The 15,155-nt window shown below is 64.5% G+C and carries 15 protein-coding genes; 5 read left to right on the top strand and 10 right to left on the bottom strand.

Annotated features, from left to right (window positions below):
- Positions 1–414 precede the first annotated feature (414 nt).
- Together ACI7YT_RS08970 and ACI7YT_RS08965 are read left to right on the top strand one after the other, a co-directional pair.
- Positions 415–1,254 (top strand): MFS transporter, encoded by an 840-nt coding sequence (locus ACI7YT_RS08970; protein ID WP_406250320.1) that lies wholly within the window; start codon positions 415–417, stop codon positions 1,252–1,254.
- The gene (locus ACI7YT_RS08965; RefSeq protein WP_406250318.1) at positions 1,194–1,742 is read left to right on the top strand and encodes a hypothetical protein; all 549 of its coding nucleotides are present in this window, start codon (positions 1,194–1,196) and stop codon (positions 1,740–1,742) included. Before ACI7YT_RS08970 ends, ACI7YT_RS08965 begins: the two co-directional genes overlap by 61 nt.
- Positions 1,743–1,762: 20 nt before the next feature.
- Here the strand turns inward: ACI7YT_RS08965 and ACI7YT_RS08960 are convergent, their stop codons facing one another.
- The 6 genes from ACI7YT_RS08960 to ACI7YT_RS08935 form a co-directional block, all read right to left on the bottom strand.
- Positions 1,763–2,347, bottom strand: coding sequence for an aldo/keto reductase (locus ACI7YT_RS08960; RefSeq protein WP_406250316.1), 585 nt, complete (start codon positions 2,345–2,347; stop codon positions 1,763–1,765).
- A 297-nt stretch (positions 2,348–2,644) separates the two neighbouring features.
- Positions 2,645–4,687, bottom strand: coding sequence for a beta-galactosidase (locus ACI7YT_RS08955; RefSeq protein WP_406250314.1), 2,043 nt, complete (start codon positions 4,685–4,687; stop codon positions 2,645–2,647).
- 35 nt (positions 4,688–4,722) lie between these two features.
- Positions 4,723–5,640 carry a family 43 glycosylhydrolase gene (locus ACI7YT_RS08950; RefSeq protein ID WP_406250312.1) on the bottom strand — a complete coding sequence of 306 codons (918 nt, stop codon included), beginning with the start codon at positions 5,638–5,640 and terminating at the stop codon, positions 4,723–4,725.
- 93 nt (positions 5,641–5,733) lie between these two features.
- Positions 5,734–7,035, bottom strand: coding sequence for an ABC transporter substrate-binding protein (locus ACI7YT_RS08945; protein WP_406250310.1), 1,302 nt, complete (start codon positions 7,033–7,035; stop codon positions 5,734–5,736).
- A 37-nt stretch (positions 7,036–7,072) separates the two neighbouring features.
- On the bottom strand, positions 7,073–7,990 hold the full coding sequence (locus tag ACI7YT_RS08940; RefSeq protein ID WP_406250309.1) for a carbohydrate ABC transporter permease: 918 nt from the start codon (positions 7,988–7,990) through the stop codon (positions 7,073–7,075).
- Complete coding sequence (locus ACI7YT_RS08935; RefSeq protein WP_406250540.1) at positions 7,980–8,885, bottom strand: carbohydrate ABC transporter permease; 906 nt, start codon at positions 8,883–8,885, stop codon at positions 7,980–7,982. Before ACI7YT_RS08935 ends, ACI7YT_RS08940 begins: the two co-directional genes overlap by 11 nt.
- 292 nt (positions 8,886–9,177) lie before the next feature.
- On the opposite strand from ACI7YT_RS08935, the gene ACI7YT_RS08930 reads away from it, so the two are divergent.
- The gene (locus tag ACI7YT_RS08930; RefSeq protein WP_406250308.1) at positions 9,178–10,191 is read left to right on the top strand and encodes a LacI family DNA-binding transcriptional regulator; all 1,014 of its coding nucleotides are present in this window, start codon (positions 9,178–9,180) and stop codon (positions 10,189–10,191) included.
- A 133-nt stretch (positions 10,192–10,324) separates the two neighbouring features.
- Entirely contained in the window at positions 10,325–10,852 is a 528-nt protein-coding gene (locus tag ACI7YT_RS08925; protein ID WP_406250307.1) for a substrate-binding domain-containing protein, read from the top strand.
- Positions 10,853–10,950: 98 nt separating this feature from the next.
- On the opposite strand, the gene ACI7YT_RS08920 is transcribed toward ACI7YT_RS08925, so the two are convergent.
- Positions 10,951–11,124, bottom strand: coding sequence for a hypothetical protein (locus ACI7YT_RS08920; RefSeq protein ID WP_406250306.1), 174 nt, complete (start codon positions 11,122–11,124; stop codon positions 10,951–10,953).
- Positions 11,125–11,215: 91 nt separating this feature from the next.
- Here ACI7YT_RS08920 and ACI7YT_RS08915 point away from each other — a divergent pair, with 91 nt between their 5' ends.
- Positions 11,216–11,509: a transposase gene (locus ACI7YT_RS08915; protein WP_406250538.1), complete on the top strand. Its 294-nt coding sequence runs from the start codon at positions 11,216–11,218 to the stop codon at positions 11,507–11,509.
- Between the two features lie 415 nt (positions 11,510–11,924).
- Here ACI7YT_RS08915 and ACI7YT_RS08910 read toward each other — a convergent pair whose 3' ends face one another.
- From ACI7YT_RS08910 to ACI7YT_RS08900, 3 genes are all read right to left on the bottom strand, one after another.
- On the bottom strand, positions 11,925–13,640 hold the full coding sequence (locus ACI7YT_RS08910) for a copper resistance CopC/CopD family protein (RefSeq protein ID WP_406250305.1): 1,716 nt from the start codon (positions 13,638–13,640) through the stop codon (positions 11,925–11,927).
- On the bottom strand, positions 13,637–14,365 hold the full coding sequence (locus ACI7YT_RS08905) for a YcnI family protein (RefSeq protein ID WP_406250304.1): 729 nt from the start codon (positions 14,363–14,365) through the stop codon (positions 13,637–13,639). The genes ACI7YT_RS08910 and ACI7YT_RS08905 overlap by 4 nt, the downstream gene beginning before the upstream one ends.
- A 64-nt stretch (positions 14,366–14,429) precedes the next feature.
- On the bottom strand, positions 14,430–15,020 hold the full coding sequence (locus tag ACI7YT_RS08900; protein ID WP_406250303.1) for a DUF5134 domain-containing protein: 591 nt from the start codon (positions 15,018–15,020) through the stop codon (positions 14,430–14,432).
- Positions 15,021–15,155 lie beyond the last annotated feature (135 nt).

The following is a 15,155-nucleotide window of genomic DNA, read 5'->3' as shown; positions in this document are numbered from 1 at the left end:
CCGGAATTCTGGTCCTTACCGCGGGAAGCGTCGACGTGGACTTCCACGACATCCCCAGCGCTCGCGGAGGCCGGAGGTGTCGAGACGAGGACAGAAGCGAAGATCGCTGCTGCCACAGGCACGGCGAAGCTTCGAAGGCTGCGTGGGCGGAACGAGCGCGGATAAGGCATGAGTCTCCTTCGACGGTCTAACGCGTCCGCACAGACTATGACGTCATACGTATCACGTCAATCCGTATAGAGGAATTGTTCACTGTCGCAAGGAAGCGGATCATGTGTCGGTGGAATATACCTGAGGGGGTATGCAGTTATGGCTCTCGATCCCCGAATCCGCAAAGAAGGAGAACGAAGACAGTGCCGACGAGGGCTCGAACCGGACTCGTGCCCCTGCTGGTGATCGCGACCGCGCAGTTGAATGGTCGTGCTCGATGACTCGATCGTGAACATCGCCCTGCCGAGCATCCAGGCTCAACTCGACATCACGCCCGTGCTTCTGCCATGGGTGGTCAACGGCTACATCCTCGGCTCTGGGGCGCTCCTCTTGCTGGGCGGTCGCGTCGGCGATCTCTGGGGTCGCAAGCGAACGCTTCAAGCCGGACTCGTCGTCTTCGTCATCGGCTCACTCGCCGGAGGGCTCGGACAGAACGCCGAGACCCTCATCTCCGCCCGGGTCGTGCAGGGCATCGGGGCGGCCATGATCGCGCCCAACGCGCTGGCGCTGATCGCGACGGCGTTCGAGGGGATGAAGGCCCGGGACAAGGCGCTGGCCCTCTACGGGGCGATGTCCGGATTGGGGATCATCGTCGGGCTGATTCTCGGGGGCCTACTCACCGAACTGCTCGATTGGCGATCCGTGTTCTTCATAAATGTGCCGATCGGCCTGCTCGTGCTCGTCGGCAGTGGAGTCCTAATCGCGCCAGCTCGCCACGCCGGACGCCCGGGGGGGGTTGACGGGACGGTGGGCACGGCCGGCATGGTTTCCCTCGTCTATGCGATCACCCGCTTCGGCGAGGACGGATTCACGGATCCCATCGGCTATGCGCTGGTATTCGCGGCCGCCGTGTTGCTCCTCGTCTTCATCCTCATTCAGCGCCGTAGCGAGAACCCCCTCGTGCCGTTGTCGCTCTTCCGGGACCGCAACCGCTCTACCTCCAGCAGGTCCAGCAGTACACGCCACTGGTCACGGCCCTGTCGATGCTGCCGTTCGCCGTGGGAACCATCCTCGGCGCGGGCTTTGCTCCGAAGCTGCTGTTGAAGGTCGCTCCGCGCCGAGTCGCCGGCATCGGCGGCATCTTGAGCGCCATCGGCGCGCTATGGATCGCGTTCGCCACCGCCGCAGCCGGCGAGCTCCTCTTCATCGCTCCAGGCTTGCTGGTCATCGCGCTCGGGTTCGGCCTCAGCGTCATCGTGCTCACGCAGGCGGCCGTGTACCGGATCGATGCGGACAAGGCCGGCATCGGGTCGGCACTGCTCAATGCCGCTCAGCAGATCGGCGTGGCCCTAGGGCTGGTGGTGCTCGCCGGCGTCGCGGCCACAGGCACCTCAGGCAGCAGTGGCGCTCCGCAGCAGGCACTGTCAGTCGGCTACAGCGCGGCGCTCATGGTCGACGCGTCGATACTGCTCGCCACGGCGGTGTTCGCCCTCCTCGCACTGAGCGACAAGGTGAACACCCCCGAGGGAGAAGAAGGGACCGCTACGCCTGCCCACCCGGGCACGGTGGGCACGCGCGCATCACGGTCTTGACGGCTATCGGTCAGCGCACGTCACTGATTGCCACTAGGGGGCGGCGGTCCGAGCTCCTCGATCGCGTCGAAGAAGTCGTCGGGCGCGACGGCGTCCATCAGGGCGGCAAGCGAGCCGAGTCGAGACCGCGATGTCACCCCGACCACGGTGGTGTCCATGAGCGGGCTTCGCAGGGAGAACTGCATTGCCGCCGCTGCCAGGTCGATCGACCATTCGGCCGCGAGCGCGTGTACGCGGTTGAGGTGGGAGGCGAAGCCTGGTGGCATCTCGCGGTAGCCGTAGGCGGGCGCACCGTTCGCGAGAGTACCGCCGCCGAACGGCGCCGCGTTGAACACCGTCATCCCGCGCTCACGCGCGAGCCGGAAGCTGGCCTCGGCGGTGCGGTCCACCAGCGTGAATCGATTGTGCGAGAGCACGGCGTCGAAGGCCCCGGTGGCCACGTACTCGTGCACCTGCGTGATCGGCCCCGACGCGATGCCAATCGCACCGATCAGTCCCTCGTCACGCAGTGCGAGCAGTGCAGGCACCCCGCCGCCTGGCCCCATGGCCTCCTCGAACGTGACCGTGTATGGATCATGGAACTGGTAGAGCGGGAGCGAGTCCACACCGAACAGAATGAGGGACTCCTCAAGCGACTTTCGCACCCGGGTGCCGTCGAAGACGCCGGTACCCGGTTCGCGGTCAGCCTTGGAGTAGACGAGCTTGCTGTCGGGAAGGCCCCCGTACGCGCGATCGCTCCACCCAACAGCTGCTCGCTGCGCCCCTCGGCATACATATTGCTCGTGTCGACGTTACAGAGGGGGAGGCGAGCAACGCGTCAGCGAGCTCCGGGCCGCCCGGCCGCTCGCCGAGGCGCGACGCCCCGAGAGTGTTGGGGGTGGTCGGCATGCCCGCCACGGTGTTTACGCCCCGATCCGCGCAGAGAAGAGGACGGCCACGTCTTGCGGTGCCAGCTCGAGCGTGTGCCCTGACGAGTAGGCGACCCCGGTGAGTCGGTCGATCGCCTCACGCTCGAGGACCACATTCCGCGCCTCGTCCGAGTGGTTGAGGGCGAAGAGATAGCTGGCCGCCTCGCTGCGGCGCTCGACGACCTCGACATCGGCGGGCGCGCTCAGCGGCGGCCGGACACCTGCCGTCTTCACCAGATCCGACATGATTGCTCCGAGCAGGCCTTCGTCCAATGTGGTGCCTACATATATCGCGCGTCCGGCGCCGAGACGATTGTCAGTGACAGCTGGTCGTCCCGCGAATCGGCCGCTGCCGTAACTCACCAGAGCGGTGGCTGTCTCGAGTCCGATGTCGTCCTGCCACCGCATTGCAGCTGCGGACCCCGGCAGGTCGGCGATCTCCATAGAGACGACAAGCGGTATGGCTTCGCCCTCACGTATCGCGGTGATGTCGCGCACGTGCGCGCCGATCGTCTCTCTGAGCCCGGGAGCATACCCAGGGAGGGCGACGTGGTCATGCTCGTCGACGATTCCCGAGAAGTACGAGACGAGCACGTGGCCGCCGTTCTCCACGAATCTGCGGAGTGCATCCGCGGCGTGCTGGCTCAACAGGTACTGATTCGGCACCACGATGACGCGGTAGGCAGAGAGGTCGTCATCGAGGCTGATCACGTCCGCGTGAACGCCGGTACGCCAGAGTGCACGGTAATGTTCCATCACGACGTCGCGGTACGAGAATGAGTTGAGCGGATGCGCGGCGCCCTCGACCGCCCATTTGTTGTCCCAGTCCCAGACGATCGCGGCCTCAGCGCGGATGCGCGATCCTGGTACATCGCGCAGTGTGTCCAGCTCCTGGCCGAGCGCCCGTACGGCACGCCAGGTGTCGGTGGATTCGCCTCCATGCGGAACCATGGCGGAGTGGAACTTCTCCTGCCCGTAGCGGGAGGCCCGCCATTGGAAGAACATAACCGAGTCCGCGCCGCGGGCGACCGCCTGATATGAGCCGAGCCGCATCCGTTCGGGCGATTTGGCGACGTTGACCTGCCATTGGCTCACCGCCGACGACGCCTGCTCGAGGAGCAGCCAGGGTTGACCGTGTCGCAACGAGCGCATGAGGTCGTACTGGAACGCCGCCTCGATCAGCGAGCCCGGCACGGCGGGATCCGGGTACATGTCGAGCGATACGACGTCGACGCCCTCAGCCCAGCGGCGATAGTCGATCAGCGGGAAGAACGCCATGAAGTTGGTCGTGATCGGGATGCCGGGAGCCGCCGCCCGGAGGATGTCCCGCTCCGCGAGGAAGAGCTCGTGCTGCACCTCGGACGTGAAGCGAGAGAAGTCGAGCTCGCGCGTGGGGTTGACATGCCCGCGCACCTTGGACGGCAGGTGGACTTGGTCCCAGGCGTCGTATCCCTGACTCCAGAACGTCGTCCCCCAACGATCATTGAGCTCTTCGAGGCTTCCATACCTGTGCTGAAGCCATCCCCGGAACCGCGAATCACACGTGTCACAGAAGCAATGCGCGTGATACTCGTTTCCGATATGCCAAAGCGCGATCGCGGGGTGGTTCCGGTATCGCTCCGCGAGAGCCGAGGCGATACGGCGTGATCTGTCGCGGTACAACTCGGATGACGGGCAGAAGTGACCTCTGCTGCCGATCGACACCCGCCTCCCGTCGCGTTCGACGAGCAGCGTGTCAGTGTGCCCCGCCAGCCACGGCGGGGGCGCCGCGTTCGGAGTCGCGAGATCGACCGCGATCCCGTTGCTCCAAAGCAGGTCGATGATCTCGTCCAGCCATCCGAAAGTGAAGTGCCCGTCACGAGGCTCTAGCGAAGACCACGAGAAGACTCCGACCGTCACCAGGTTGACGCCGGCTTCGCACATCAAACGGACGTCCTCGACCCATGTGGCCCGATCCCATTGCTCGGGGTTGTAGTCCCCGCCGTAGGCGATTCCCCCCAACCGTCGGGTCAGCGTGGATGAAAGCTCGTCATTCATGAAATACCTCCAGTTACCCCGCTCGGATGTAGCCGTCACCGGCTGCATACCAGACGGCCGTTCCGCACGCTCAGTTCCGCGACATGGACCGAACTCGGTCGGTGCCGGACCTCATTGCGCTGGTCATCGTCTCTTCCGTCCCACTCGGGGTGGGTGAAGTAGTACAGAAGGGCCCGGCCGTCGTGCAGCGTCACCGATCCATGTCGGCCGAACTGCCCTCCAGGAACCTCCGACCCCGACTCGGCGAGGAGCCGCTCCCCCTCCTGCCGAGCCCAGGAGATGGCGTCATCTGATCGGTAGACGGCGAGGCCGCTCCACTCATCGGTCAGCATCCACCACCAACCGCCGAGCGGGAAGGCGTACGGCCCTTCGTGGGGTCGGCCATCGATGGCGACGCCTTCGACGCTCCACGCCTCGAGGTCCTCCGACATTGCGACGTAGGTATGAGCGCGGTTGTCTTCGTCCTTGTACCAGAGCCGCCACCTTCGATCCGGCGTGCGCGCGACGGCAGCATCGATCACGCGGGCGCTCGTGAGCCGGAGCACCTGAGAACGCGTCCACGATCGTAGGTCCGGCGATCGATACTCCACGATCTGACGCCCATGGCCCCGCCATCGCGACGGCACCCCTTCGATCTCGCTCACATACATGTGCCATAGGGCACCATGTCTGACGACCTCAGGCGCCCAGTAGGTGTGCTGAGTACGCATCGGAGGGGCTCCGGGGGTCATCACGAGCCCGTCATTCGCTGGCTCCAAAGTGCCAGCATAGGTCCATGATCGCCCGTCGGTGCTGCGCGCGACGGCGATCCTGGTCCCGTGGACCCACGCGACATCCGGACCGGGGTCCGGGTGGGTGGCACGTCTCTGGGTGTAGAACATCAGCCAGACGCCCTCGGGATCGACCACGACCGTGGGGTCGGTGGCGCCATCGTAAATGGGGTCGCGATACATGCCCGTTCCAATCGTCTTCGGATGCCGCGAAAGCTCACGGGCCAGCAGCGGGAAGCGCGCTCTCCTCGCTCCCCGCTGCTGTGCCTCGGTCGCCTACGCGACGGCGGCGTCGACCTCGGCGATGAGCGCCTCGGCGGCCTCGGCAGGTGTCATGCGTTCGAACACGACTTCCTGCGAGTACCGGATGAAGGCCTCCTCGAACATGCTCGCCCCGGGCGGCGGGATGGGCAGACTCGTCTCGACGAGTTCATTCGCCTCTAGCAGGTACTCAGCGGCGAGCTGGTCGCCTGCAGCCATCGACGGGAGCAGCTCCTCGAGAACGTCCGGGTTCGCGGGTGTACCGCGGTCTGCACCGAGGATCTCGCCGGCATCGACGGTGTTGACAAGGAAGTCGACGAACTTGGCCGCCTCTTCCGGGTGCTCGCTCGACGCTGCGACAGAGTAGTGCAGGGACGGTTTCACGAAGACCCCGCGCACCTCGGCTTCGCTCTCGCCGGGCAGCTGCATGAGTGCAAGAGGTGTGTCAACGACGGCTTGGACCGCGCCGATCTGGCTCGCCCAGCCGCCCTGTATCGCGGTCTGGCCAGTGGCGAAGCCACTCTCCTCTAGGCTCTTTCCGACCGCCTCGACCGACTGCTCGGCCGTCGGAATCGAGCCGTCCTGCTGCAGTTCGAGCACGAATTCCCACCACGACGAGAGCGTCTCGGGCTTGAAGCCGACACCTGTCTCGCTGAATACCTGCTCGCCCTGCTGGCGAGCCCAGATGTTGAACATCTGGGAGTCGAAGGTGACCTGACCGCTGCCGACAATGCTGCCACCGGATGCGGAGGTGATCGAGGCGGCGTACTCTGCGTAGTCCTCCCAGCTCCAGGTCTGGTCGTCGGGAAGATCGATGCCGACGGATTCGATGGTGGCGGGGTTCACCCATGCGGACATGCCGGTCATCCCGCCAGGCACGCCGTAGACGGCCCCATCGACGGTGCTCATTTCCATGATCGCGGGTGAGAACGGCTCGAGATCGAGGACATCGCTGTACTCGGTCAGGTCTGCCAGAGTCCCGTTCTGCGCATAGTCAAAGATGTAGGGGTCGACTTGCTGCATGATGTCGGGCAGGTCGTTGGCCGCAGCCTTGGTGCTCAGGGCGTCCCAATAGCCGTCCCAGCCGGAGTACTCAGGCACGATCGTGACGCCGGGGTTCTGCTCCTCGAAGAGCGCGATCGCATCGAGTGTCTTCTCATGACGGGCGTCGCTGCCCCACCACGTGAAGCGAAGCGAGATCCCCTCGCCGTCGGCCGAGCCTCCGTTGCCGCCGGCGGCGCAGCCGACGACTGTGAGCGCCGTGACCGCGGCGAGCGTTGCTGCTGTCCACCGTCGTCGCGCGTATGAAGAGGTCATGAATGTGTTCCTTCCTGTAAGGGATCTTGGATGGCTTTTACTTGAGCCCCGTGGTGGCGATTCCGCGAAGAAGGAATCGCTGACCGACGAGGAACACTACGAACAACGGGAGCAGGGTTATGACAGACATCGCGAACAGCTGCCCCCAGGACGAGGCAGATGTGGTGTCGACGAAGTTGCTCAGGGCGACGGGCACTGTGCGCATGTCTGGGGCGGTCAGGAAAATCAGCTGGGAGTAAAAGTCGTTCCACGTCCAGATGAATGTGAAGATCGCCGTCGTCGCGAGAGCCGGAATGGTGAGGGGCAGCATGATCTGGAGGAAGGTCCGCCAATATCCGGCGCCGTCGATGCGGGCGGCCTCTTCCAGCTCGTTCGGGATGCCGCGGAAGAACTGGACCATCAGGAAGATGAAGAACGCATCTGTGGCGAGGAACTTCGGAACAATGAGAGGCAGGAAGGTATTGAGCCAGCCGATGTTCGAGAACAGTACATACTGCGGCACGATCAGGACATGCACGGGCAGCATGAGCGTGAGGAGCATGACCGCGAAGAGGAACGGTCGGGAGCGGAACTTCAATCGCGCAAAGGCGTAGGCCGCCATCGTGCAACTGACGAGGTTACCGACGAGCGAACCTGCGACAATGATCGCCGAGTTCAGGATGTAGTGCCCGAAGGGATGCGTCAACGCGTTCCAGCCATCGGTGTAATTGCTGAGGTCGATTCGCTCGGGAATAAGCCCTGGACTGGAGAAGATGAGATCGTTCGGCTTGAAGGAGCTCGAGACCATCCACAAGAGTGGGTAGATCATGAGCATGCCGACGATAACCAGCAGTACGTGCTTGACGATAGCGCGCATCCGTTGATCCCGACGCAGCCGGACTCTGGCCGGCGCGAGATCCGCTGCGCCCACCGAAGCGGCGGCGTCCTCGAGGCGGGTGATGGTGTCAGTTGTCATAGTGCACCCACAGTTTCGAGACCAGGAAGTTGACGCCCGTGAGCGCCGCGATGATGAGCAGTAGCAGCCACGCCATGGCTGAGGCGTATCCCATCTCGAGGTTGCCGAAGCCTTTCTGGTACAGATACAGCGTGAAGAAGAGGGTCGAGTCCACCGGGCCGCCGGTGCCGCCGCTCACCACGAACGCCTGGGTGAAGCTCTGAAAGGCGTTGATGACCTGAAGCACGACATTGAAGAAGATCACCGGCGTGAGCAGAGGGAGGGTGATACTGACGAACTGTCTCCAGCGGTTCGCACCGTCGATCGCTGAGGCTTCGTAGTACATCTCGGGGATCTGACGCAGACCGGCGAGGAAGATGACCATGCTCGATCCGAACGCCCAAACATGGAGGGTGACGATCGTGCCCAGAGCGGTGTCGGGGTTGGATATCCAGCCTGGGCCGTCGATGCCGACCATGGCGAGCATTTGATTGACCAGGCCTTCAGAGCCGAACATCTGCCTCCACAGCACCGCTACGGCGACCGAGCCGCCCAGCAGCGACGGGAGGTAGTACACGGACCGATAGAACGGGAGCCCGCGCAAGCCGCGGTTGAGGATGATCGCGAGGAAGAGTGCGAGTCCGAGCTGAAGTGGGACTCCGAACAGGACGTATGTGAATGTGACGCCAAGCGACGTGTGGAGCCGAGCGTCGGTCAGCATTCGTTCGAAGTTCGCGGTTCCTACCCACTCCGGCGGCGTGAGCAGGTTGTAGTCCGTGAACGACAGGTACAGAGACGCGCCCATGGGTCCGATGGTGATGAAGATCACGCCGATAACCCACGGTGCGATGAAGCTCCAGGCAGCCCGCGCCTCCCGGCGCTCTGCGAGTGATCGCTTGCCGCGCAGACGTGGCATGGGCTGCATCGGCAGGTCGGCCGCAACGGGTGCCACGCTCACGAGGGCACCGCCCTCGGACGACGTGAGCCGATTGACGTAGTCGTCATCGCGATTCTCCTTTGATGCGATTTAGTGAAGGTTCACTTTCATGTACGATAGTGAACGATCACTGCGCTGTCAAGAAGTCCGGCCCGGCTGCCGTGCACCGCCCATGGCGCATAGATCTACCGGCGAAGCTGACCGGCTCTCCGGCGAAGAGGGTTACCCGATACGTTGGACTCGAGATTCGATTGCAGAAGGAGCCTCCCAAATGTCGAGCCGAGAAGCGGGCACGCGGCGACCGACGATCATGGAGGTCGCGCGCCTTGCCGGCGTGTCGCACCAGACCGTTTCGCGTTACCTGCGTTTCGGCGGGGAGGGCCTCAAGCCGACGACACGAGAGAGCGTCGAGGCGGCCATCTCGCACCTGCACTACAGGCCGAACCTTCTCGCAAGGTCCATGCGCACCCGCGTAACCGGCCGCGTCGCAGTCGTCATGCCCGCCCTCGCCTTCAACCCCGCCCGTATGTTGTCCGGCGCCACTCGCACCGCGCACGAGGCTGGGTACCAAGTCGAGGTGATCAGCCCCGAGGGCGGCGCGGCTGCGCGCGCCGCCCGAATCCTTGAGTTGAGCGATGCTCGCCAGGTGGACGGGATCCTGTCGCTCTCGCCGGTGTCGATCTCCGCCGATGACCTGCCGAGCGATAGCGTGCTGGTCGTTTCGGCCGATTTCGACGACGAAATGCGGGGCGTGGGGGAACTCGCCGATGCTTCACCGGTCACGGAGTTCATCGAGCGCCTCGCCGAGCTCGGTCATCGACGCTTCTTTCACGTGGCAGGATCACTGCAATTTGCGTCGGCTCGCGCCCGCGCGACGACCTTCGTGGCGACGATCGAGCGGCTCGGGCTGGAGTTGACCGGTGTCCACGATGGGGACTGGTCGGGCAAGTCGGGCGTCGATGCCATCAGGACGATCCGCAGCGGGCAGGAGCCGACCGCCATCATCGCCGCGAACGACCTGGTCGCGACGGGAGCCCTTCGCGGCGCCCGTCAGCGCGGCTGGGACGTTCCCGGCACGGTCAGCATCACGGGCTGGGACAACGTGCCGGAGAGCGAATTCCTCGTTCCCTCGCTGACAACGGTGGACGTGAGTCTCGAGCGCCTGGGCAGCAACGCCATGGCACGCCTGATCGCGCGACTGCGCGACGAGGAGCCCGCCGTCGACGAAGGTCCCCTCAATCGGATCGTCTGGCGAGAGTCGACTGGCCCCGCACGCGCCTCCTAGGTTCGACGGCGCGGATCGGGCAGTCGGCTCGAACGAAGAGCAGGGTTGAGACTGTTTCAGCCTCGGAAGATTTACCACAAGGTGATTGTTCGCTACGGCGTCTACGACGTGCCGGACGTTGTCCAGATCCGACATGACAACGTGGAGGGCGCTGAATGCCCGGCGCGCATATGTCGCCGACATGGGGCACCGACAGGTGGTTGTCCTTCCGAGTTTGGCCTCTTCGAACACCGCTCGCAGCAGACACGAAGGATTCCCCCGCCCGTTCGTCGAGTCGACTGACACGTCCCCCATCGTCCGTGAGACCAGCTTCGACCGTGAGCCCGCCAAAGAAGCGGTGCTGAAGCTGCTCGACGAACTGACACCAGCCGGTGGACGCCCACCCTTCACCGCGGTGATCTGCACCATCGACCAGATGGCGGCCGGCGTGCTCGAGGGACTTCGGGAACGCGGGCTACGGTGCCCGGAAGGAAGACGTCTCGGTTACGGGATACGACGACACCCCATCGGCTCGGGATCTCAACCCACCCCTCACGACCATGCGCATCCCCATGAGGAGATGGGCAGTCTCGCTGTGGAGCTCGAGCTTGATGAGAGCGAACCTCATCCGTTACTGACGACGGAACTGGTCATCCGCGACTCAGGGGGCTCTACCCGCTGACTGAGCCTGTAGATGGGGGCGTAACGAAATGCTCGCTTGCTCGCCACCAGTCGCGTATAGCGGAGCACGCCAGGTGATCATCTCGCGTTACCGCTGCGTTACCGCCACCCGCACTCGAGGATGCCTTGGGCGAGCAGCTCGTCTGTGCGTTGGAGGTCGACGAGGTCGAGGATGAGGTCACCGTCGTCGGTGACGCGGTTGCCGAGCTCTCCGCGGAAGCGGATCCATGCGTGCCGGCCGTCGGAGGAGACCTGCGGGATGCCCGGACACACGCCCGATCCGAGCGCTACATCCGGGTCTGCTGTAGGAACAGGTGACATCTGAGATGTCTGGTCGGAGTGACCGGGCTGGAAGGATGAGAGCATACCTGCACCGTTTCCCAAGGAGGTCCGTGAGGATGTGATCCGGGTCGCGAAGAACCGTGAACCGGGTGTGACGATCGCGCAGATCGCGAAGGATTTCGGGGTCCATGCCGGGACCCTGGATAACTGGCTTCGGACCGACCGGGTCGATGCCGGCGAGCAGCCCGGCACGACGACCACGGAAGCCGCTGAGTTGCGCGAGCTCCGTAAGCGCAATCGCCTGCTGGAGCAAGAGAACGAGGTGCTGCGGCGTGCGGCGGCGTATTTCGCGCAGGCGCATCTGCCGGGAAAATGAGTTACCCGCTCGTGAAAGAGCCCGCCACTGATGAGATCCCCGTGGTGGTGTCGTGCCGGGTATTGAAGCTCTCCCGCCAGCCCTACTACCGGTGGGTGGCGTGCCCTGTGACCGGCCGGGAGCGCGATGAGGCGTATCGGGCGAAATGACCAAGAACCTGGCCCTCGCGGCCTAAACCAAAGCTGTCACCTGTTCCTACAGCAGACCCCCGTCGCGTCCTGGACCTGTAACGGAAGTCCGCCACTACCGAACAACGATTCCGCAGAGAGCATCATCCTGGCGCCCATGCTTCACGGGGTGCTGGGCTCGCACTTGACGGAACCTGGTTCTTCGTCTTCATTCCGCGGCCGGGGGTGTTCTCCGTGGTCGCTGTCACGTATTCGCCTGCGCCGGATTCTCATCGCATGCACGCGGCTCACCCGATGGTGATGGGGATGCTGACAATGGGCTCGGTGAAGGTCGAGACTCGAGCAATGACCTGGATCTGCCACTCACCTGCGACAGGAAGGGCGAGCCGCGCCGTGTACTCGCCGGTCTCGGCGTCGAGATCGGGGACGACCTGGAATGGGCCGAGGTCGTGTTCGGGGAGGCTGATGCGGAGTGTAACTTCCTCGGGGGCGACGGGTTCGTCCTCGTATCTGAGGGTGAAGGCAATGTCGTTGTCACCGGTCAGTGCAGGTTCGAGAGTGCCCTCTACCGTGAGTTCTTGACTGTCGGCGCTGATTCTAGCGGTCTCCGCGATTGCTGCGGGAGCCGCGGTCTCAGTGTGGTGGTCATGTCCAGGGCTGAGGTTGGTGAGGAATCCCGTGACTGCGAGCACGGTGACAAGGAGCGCGGCTTCGTAGCTGAGCGTGCGGGTGAGGAAGCGCCATCGCATGGGGGCGGTGGGGCGGGTTGTGAGGCTGGGGAGCAGGCGGAGCCGGTTGTACGCGGCGATCGCGATGATGGGGATGACGATGCTGGTCTTCAGGAGCAGCGTCAGTCCGTAGGCGCTGGTGAGGAGCGTGTCGACGTCGCCAACGATCATGATGCCCATCGTGATGCCGCTGATCGCGAGAATGATCACGCTCCAGACCGCGAATCGGGAGAACCGGCGCACGACGTTCGCCGCGAATTTCGGGTCCGTGCCCGCCGCGTCACCGCGTGCGGGCCAGGCCTCGACGAGGAACAGCAGGAGACCGAGAACTCCTCCGGCCCAGAAGCTCCCAGCGAGGAGATGCCCGTAGTCAGAGATCATGATGAGCGCCTGGGGCTCGACGAGCTGGCTATGTCCGACGAGGACCGGCGCCGCGAGGGCGAGCAACGGGAATGCGAGTGCAAACAGCTGCCGGTAACGGAGTGTCAGGTCACGGAGGGCGAGAGTGTACGCGCCAGCAACACCTGCGAGTACGAGGGCAGCTGCAGTGCCCGGTGCCCAGAGCAGTCCTGGCCACCATGCGGACGGGACGGTCAGTCTCGCAAGCGATTCGCCTGTCACGTTCAACGCCGAGACCGGGATCAGCAGGAGCGATGCCACAACCGCCCCGATCCCCGTCCAGCGAAGGAACACTGCGGTTCGTGCCGTGATGGGCTGCGTATTGCGGAGGACCAACCGGTCGAAGAAGAGCAGCCCCGTGAAGACGAGGAGAGCGAGGTACTGGAGGGCGGTGAGCGCGCTGAGCGCGAACGTTGTCTCCTTCGGGGTCTGCGTGTCGATGACGGGTGTGGGAGTCACGCCGCCGCTGTCTCCGATGGTGAAAGTGATCGCGCCCGTGATGGGGTGGCCGTCGGCAGAGACCACACGGTAGCTCAGCGCGAAGCGTCCGTCATCCAGCCCGGACGGGAACTCAGCGACGACGTTGGTGTTGCTGACGTGTGCGTCGAGGGTGATGGGGTCTTCATCGCCGGGAAACAGGCGGATACTGCCGTCGATGAGCTGCACAGGCTCGTTGAAGGACAGTACCCCCTCCGCAGGTGCCTCCTCGAGCACGGCGCCGTCTTCGGGAGTCGTGCTCAACAGCTCTGCATGCGCGGACGCGGACTGCGCCCCCACGAGAACCAGCATGCCGCCCAGTAGAATAGCCGCCGCCGCGCGGAGCAGCCCTCGCGTGCCGCGCCGCGGGCGTTGTTTCCCGGCGATGAGAATGCTCACGCCTTCTTGCGCCCCCTCAGAAGCGCGATCACCGCGACGATCAGACCGATGCTGCCGACCGCGAGCGAGGCAACCACAAGCGGGGTCTGATCGCTCACTGCGGGAGCGACGGTCTCGTCACTGTGCGCGCCTGCCGAAGCGCCGGCGCTGCCCCCGTGGGAGCTGTCCTCGTTGGCCGCGATGACGTCGATGCTGGGTGCTGGCGTGTCCAGGTCATGGCCGTCCTGGCCGTCTGCGGGGATCTGGACCCAACCGGTCTCGCCCTGCTCGCAGGTCTGCACTGTGGGGAAGTACAGTGTCGAATCTGCGGCGTCCTCGGGGATCTGTAGTGACAGTTCGAAGACGTCTCGTTGACCGTCTGGAAGGGGCGTCGCCGCCGTGTAGACGACTTGCGCGACGCGCTCCGTGACCTCGTTGCCGTGACTGTCGGTGATCGGGGTATCGAGGTCCTCCATCACACTCTCGACTGTGTAGAGCGGGTTGCGGGTCGGTGTGACGGCATTGATGCCCTCGGGGATCTGGATGGCGACTTCGGTCGTGGCCGCCCCATCGCATCCATGCGGAACGCTGATCGTGAGGATCTCGTATGCGCCGGCTTCGACGGTGCCTTCCGCGATGCTCACGTGCGCGTTCGCAGCGGCTGCGCCGCCGAGGACCAGTGCGACGGCGCCAGCCACTGCGCCACCGCTGATCAGGAAGGATCTTTTGCTGCGTCGTATGGTCATGGTGTCTCTCTTTCGTGTTCGGCCCGACCTGGGTGCGGGGTACTGGTGGTGATGCAGGGTCTGTTCAGCCGGTGATCATCGGCAAGCTCATTGCGGCCATTCCCAGGCTCATCGCGGCACCTGACGCGACGTCCCCGGTGTGGCCGAGCCACGTCCTGTGACCGCGCAGGCTGAGGACGAACTCGACGAGGAAGATCACCCCGGATGTCAACAGCGCGGCCGTGATAGCGACGCCGCTCAGCGATGCCCAGAGATCCAGGCCGCCATGATGGTGAGTATCTTCTGCGGGCGTGGAGCCTGAGGGCGTGACGATGACCATCCACGTCATCGCGAGCATCATGATCGCATGCGAGACCTGATGCCACGCACTGTGCCCACCCAGTGCGGCGTGCGACACGCGCCGGCTGCTCTGCAGCACGGTCAAGGCGGCAAACCAGGCGGCACCCGAAGCGAACACAATGAGCTGCGGAATGCTAGGGACCACGGTCCACCACGGCCAGCACATCGCGACCATGGCCGCGCTCATCACCAAGTGCAGCGCGTTACCGACGGTCAGCAGTGGTTGGCGATCCACGATGAGGCGCAGCAACGCGTACGCCGCGGTCGCTGTGAAAGCGAGCGTCAGCACCCATTGGAGCACCGGATCGGAGACCATGCCACCCCCCTATCTCTACATGTTGTAGTAGTTACAGTAGCGGTTTTCCTGGCCAGCCGTCAAAGCACCCTGGCTGCTCGCGGGTCGCATCGGCCGTGTCTCCGTGCCCTGCGCGAGGGGCTACTGGTCGCGCCT

This window comes from Microbacterium sp. M (genome assembly GCF_045181065.1).
Lineage (GTDB): Bacteria > Actinomycetota > Actinomycetes > Actinomycetales > Microbacteriaceae > Microbacterium.
This window is presented reverse-complemented; position numbering and strand designations above follow the sequence as displayed.

What these genes read in the sequence shown, in the direction of transcription:
- ACI7YT_RS08945 (WP_406250310.1), bottom strand. Translation starts at nt 7,035, where the DNA reads ATGACCTCTTCATACGCGCGACGACGGTGGACAGCAGCAACGCTCGCC.
- ACI7YT_RS08925 (WP_406250307.1), top strand. Translation starts at nt 10,325, where the DNA reads ATGACAACGTGGAGGGCGCTGAATGCCCGGCGCGCATATGTCGCCGAC.
- ACI7YT_RS08965 (WP_406250318.1), top strand. Translation starts at nt 1,194, where the DNA reads ATGCTGCCGTTCGCCGTGGGAACCATCCTCGGCGCGGGCTTTGCTCCG.
- ACI7YT_RS08950 (WP_406250312.1), bottom strand. Translation starts at nt 5,640, where the DNA reads ATGTATCGCGACCCCATTTACGATGGCGCCACCGACCCCACGGTCGTG.
- ACI7YT_RS08900 (WP_406250303.1), bottom strand. Translation starts at nt 15,020, where the DNA reads ATGGTCTCCGATCCGGTGCTCCAATGGGTGCTGACGCTCGCTTTCACA.
- ACI7YT_RS08905 (WP_406250304.1), bottom strand. Translation starts at nt 14,365, where the DNA reads ATGACCATACGACGCAGCAAAAGATCCTTCCTGATCAGCGGTGGCGCA.
- ACI7YT_RS08930 (WP_406250308.1), top strand. Translation starts at nt 9,178, where the DNA reads ATGTCGAGCCGAGAAGCGGGCACGCGGCGACCGACGATCATGGAGGTC.
- ACI7YT_RS08940 (WP_406250309.1), bottom strand. Translation starts at nt 7,990, where the DNA reads ATGACAACTGACACCATCACCCGCCTCGAGGACGCCGCCGCTTCGGTG.
- ACI7YT_RS08970 (WP_406250320.1), top strand. Translation starts at nt 415, where the DNA reads ATGGTCGTGCTCGATGACTCGATCGTGAACATCGCCCTGCCGAGCATC.
- ACI7YT_RS08955 (WP_406250314.1), bottom strand. Translation starts at nt 4,687, where the DNA reads ATGAATGACGAGCTTTCATCCACGCTGACCCGACGGTTGGGGGGAATC.
- ACI7YT_RS08935 (WP_406250540.1), bottom strand. Translation starts at nt 8,885, where the DNA reads ATGCCACGTCTGCGCGGCAAGCGATCACTCGCAGAGCGCCGGGAGGCG.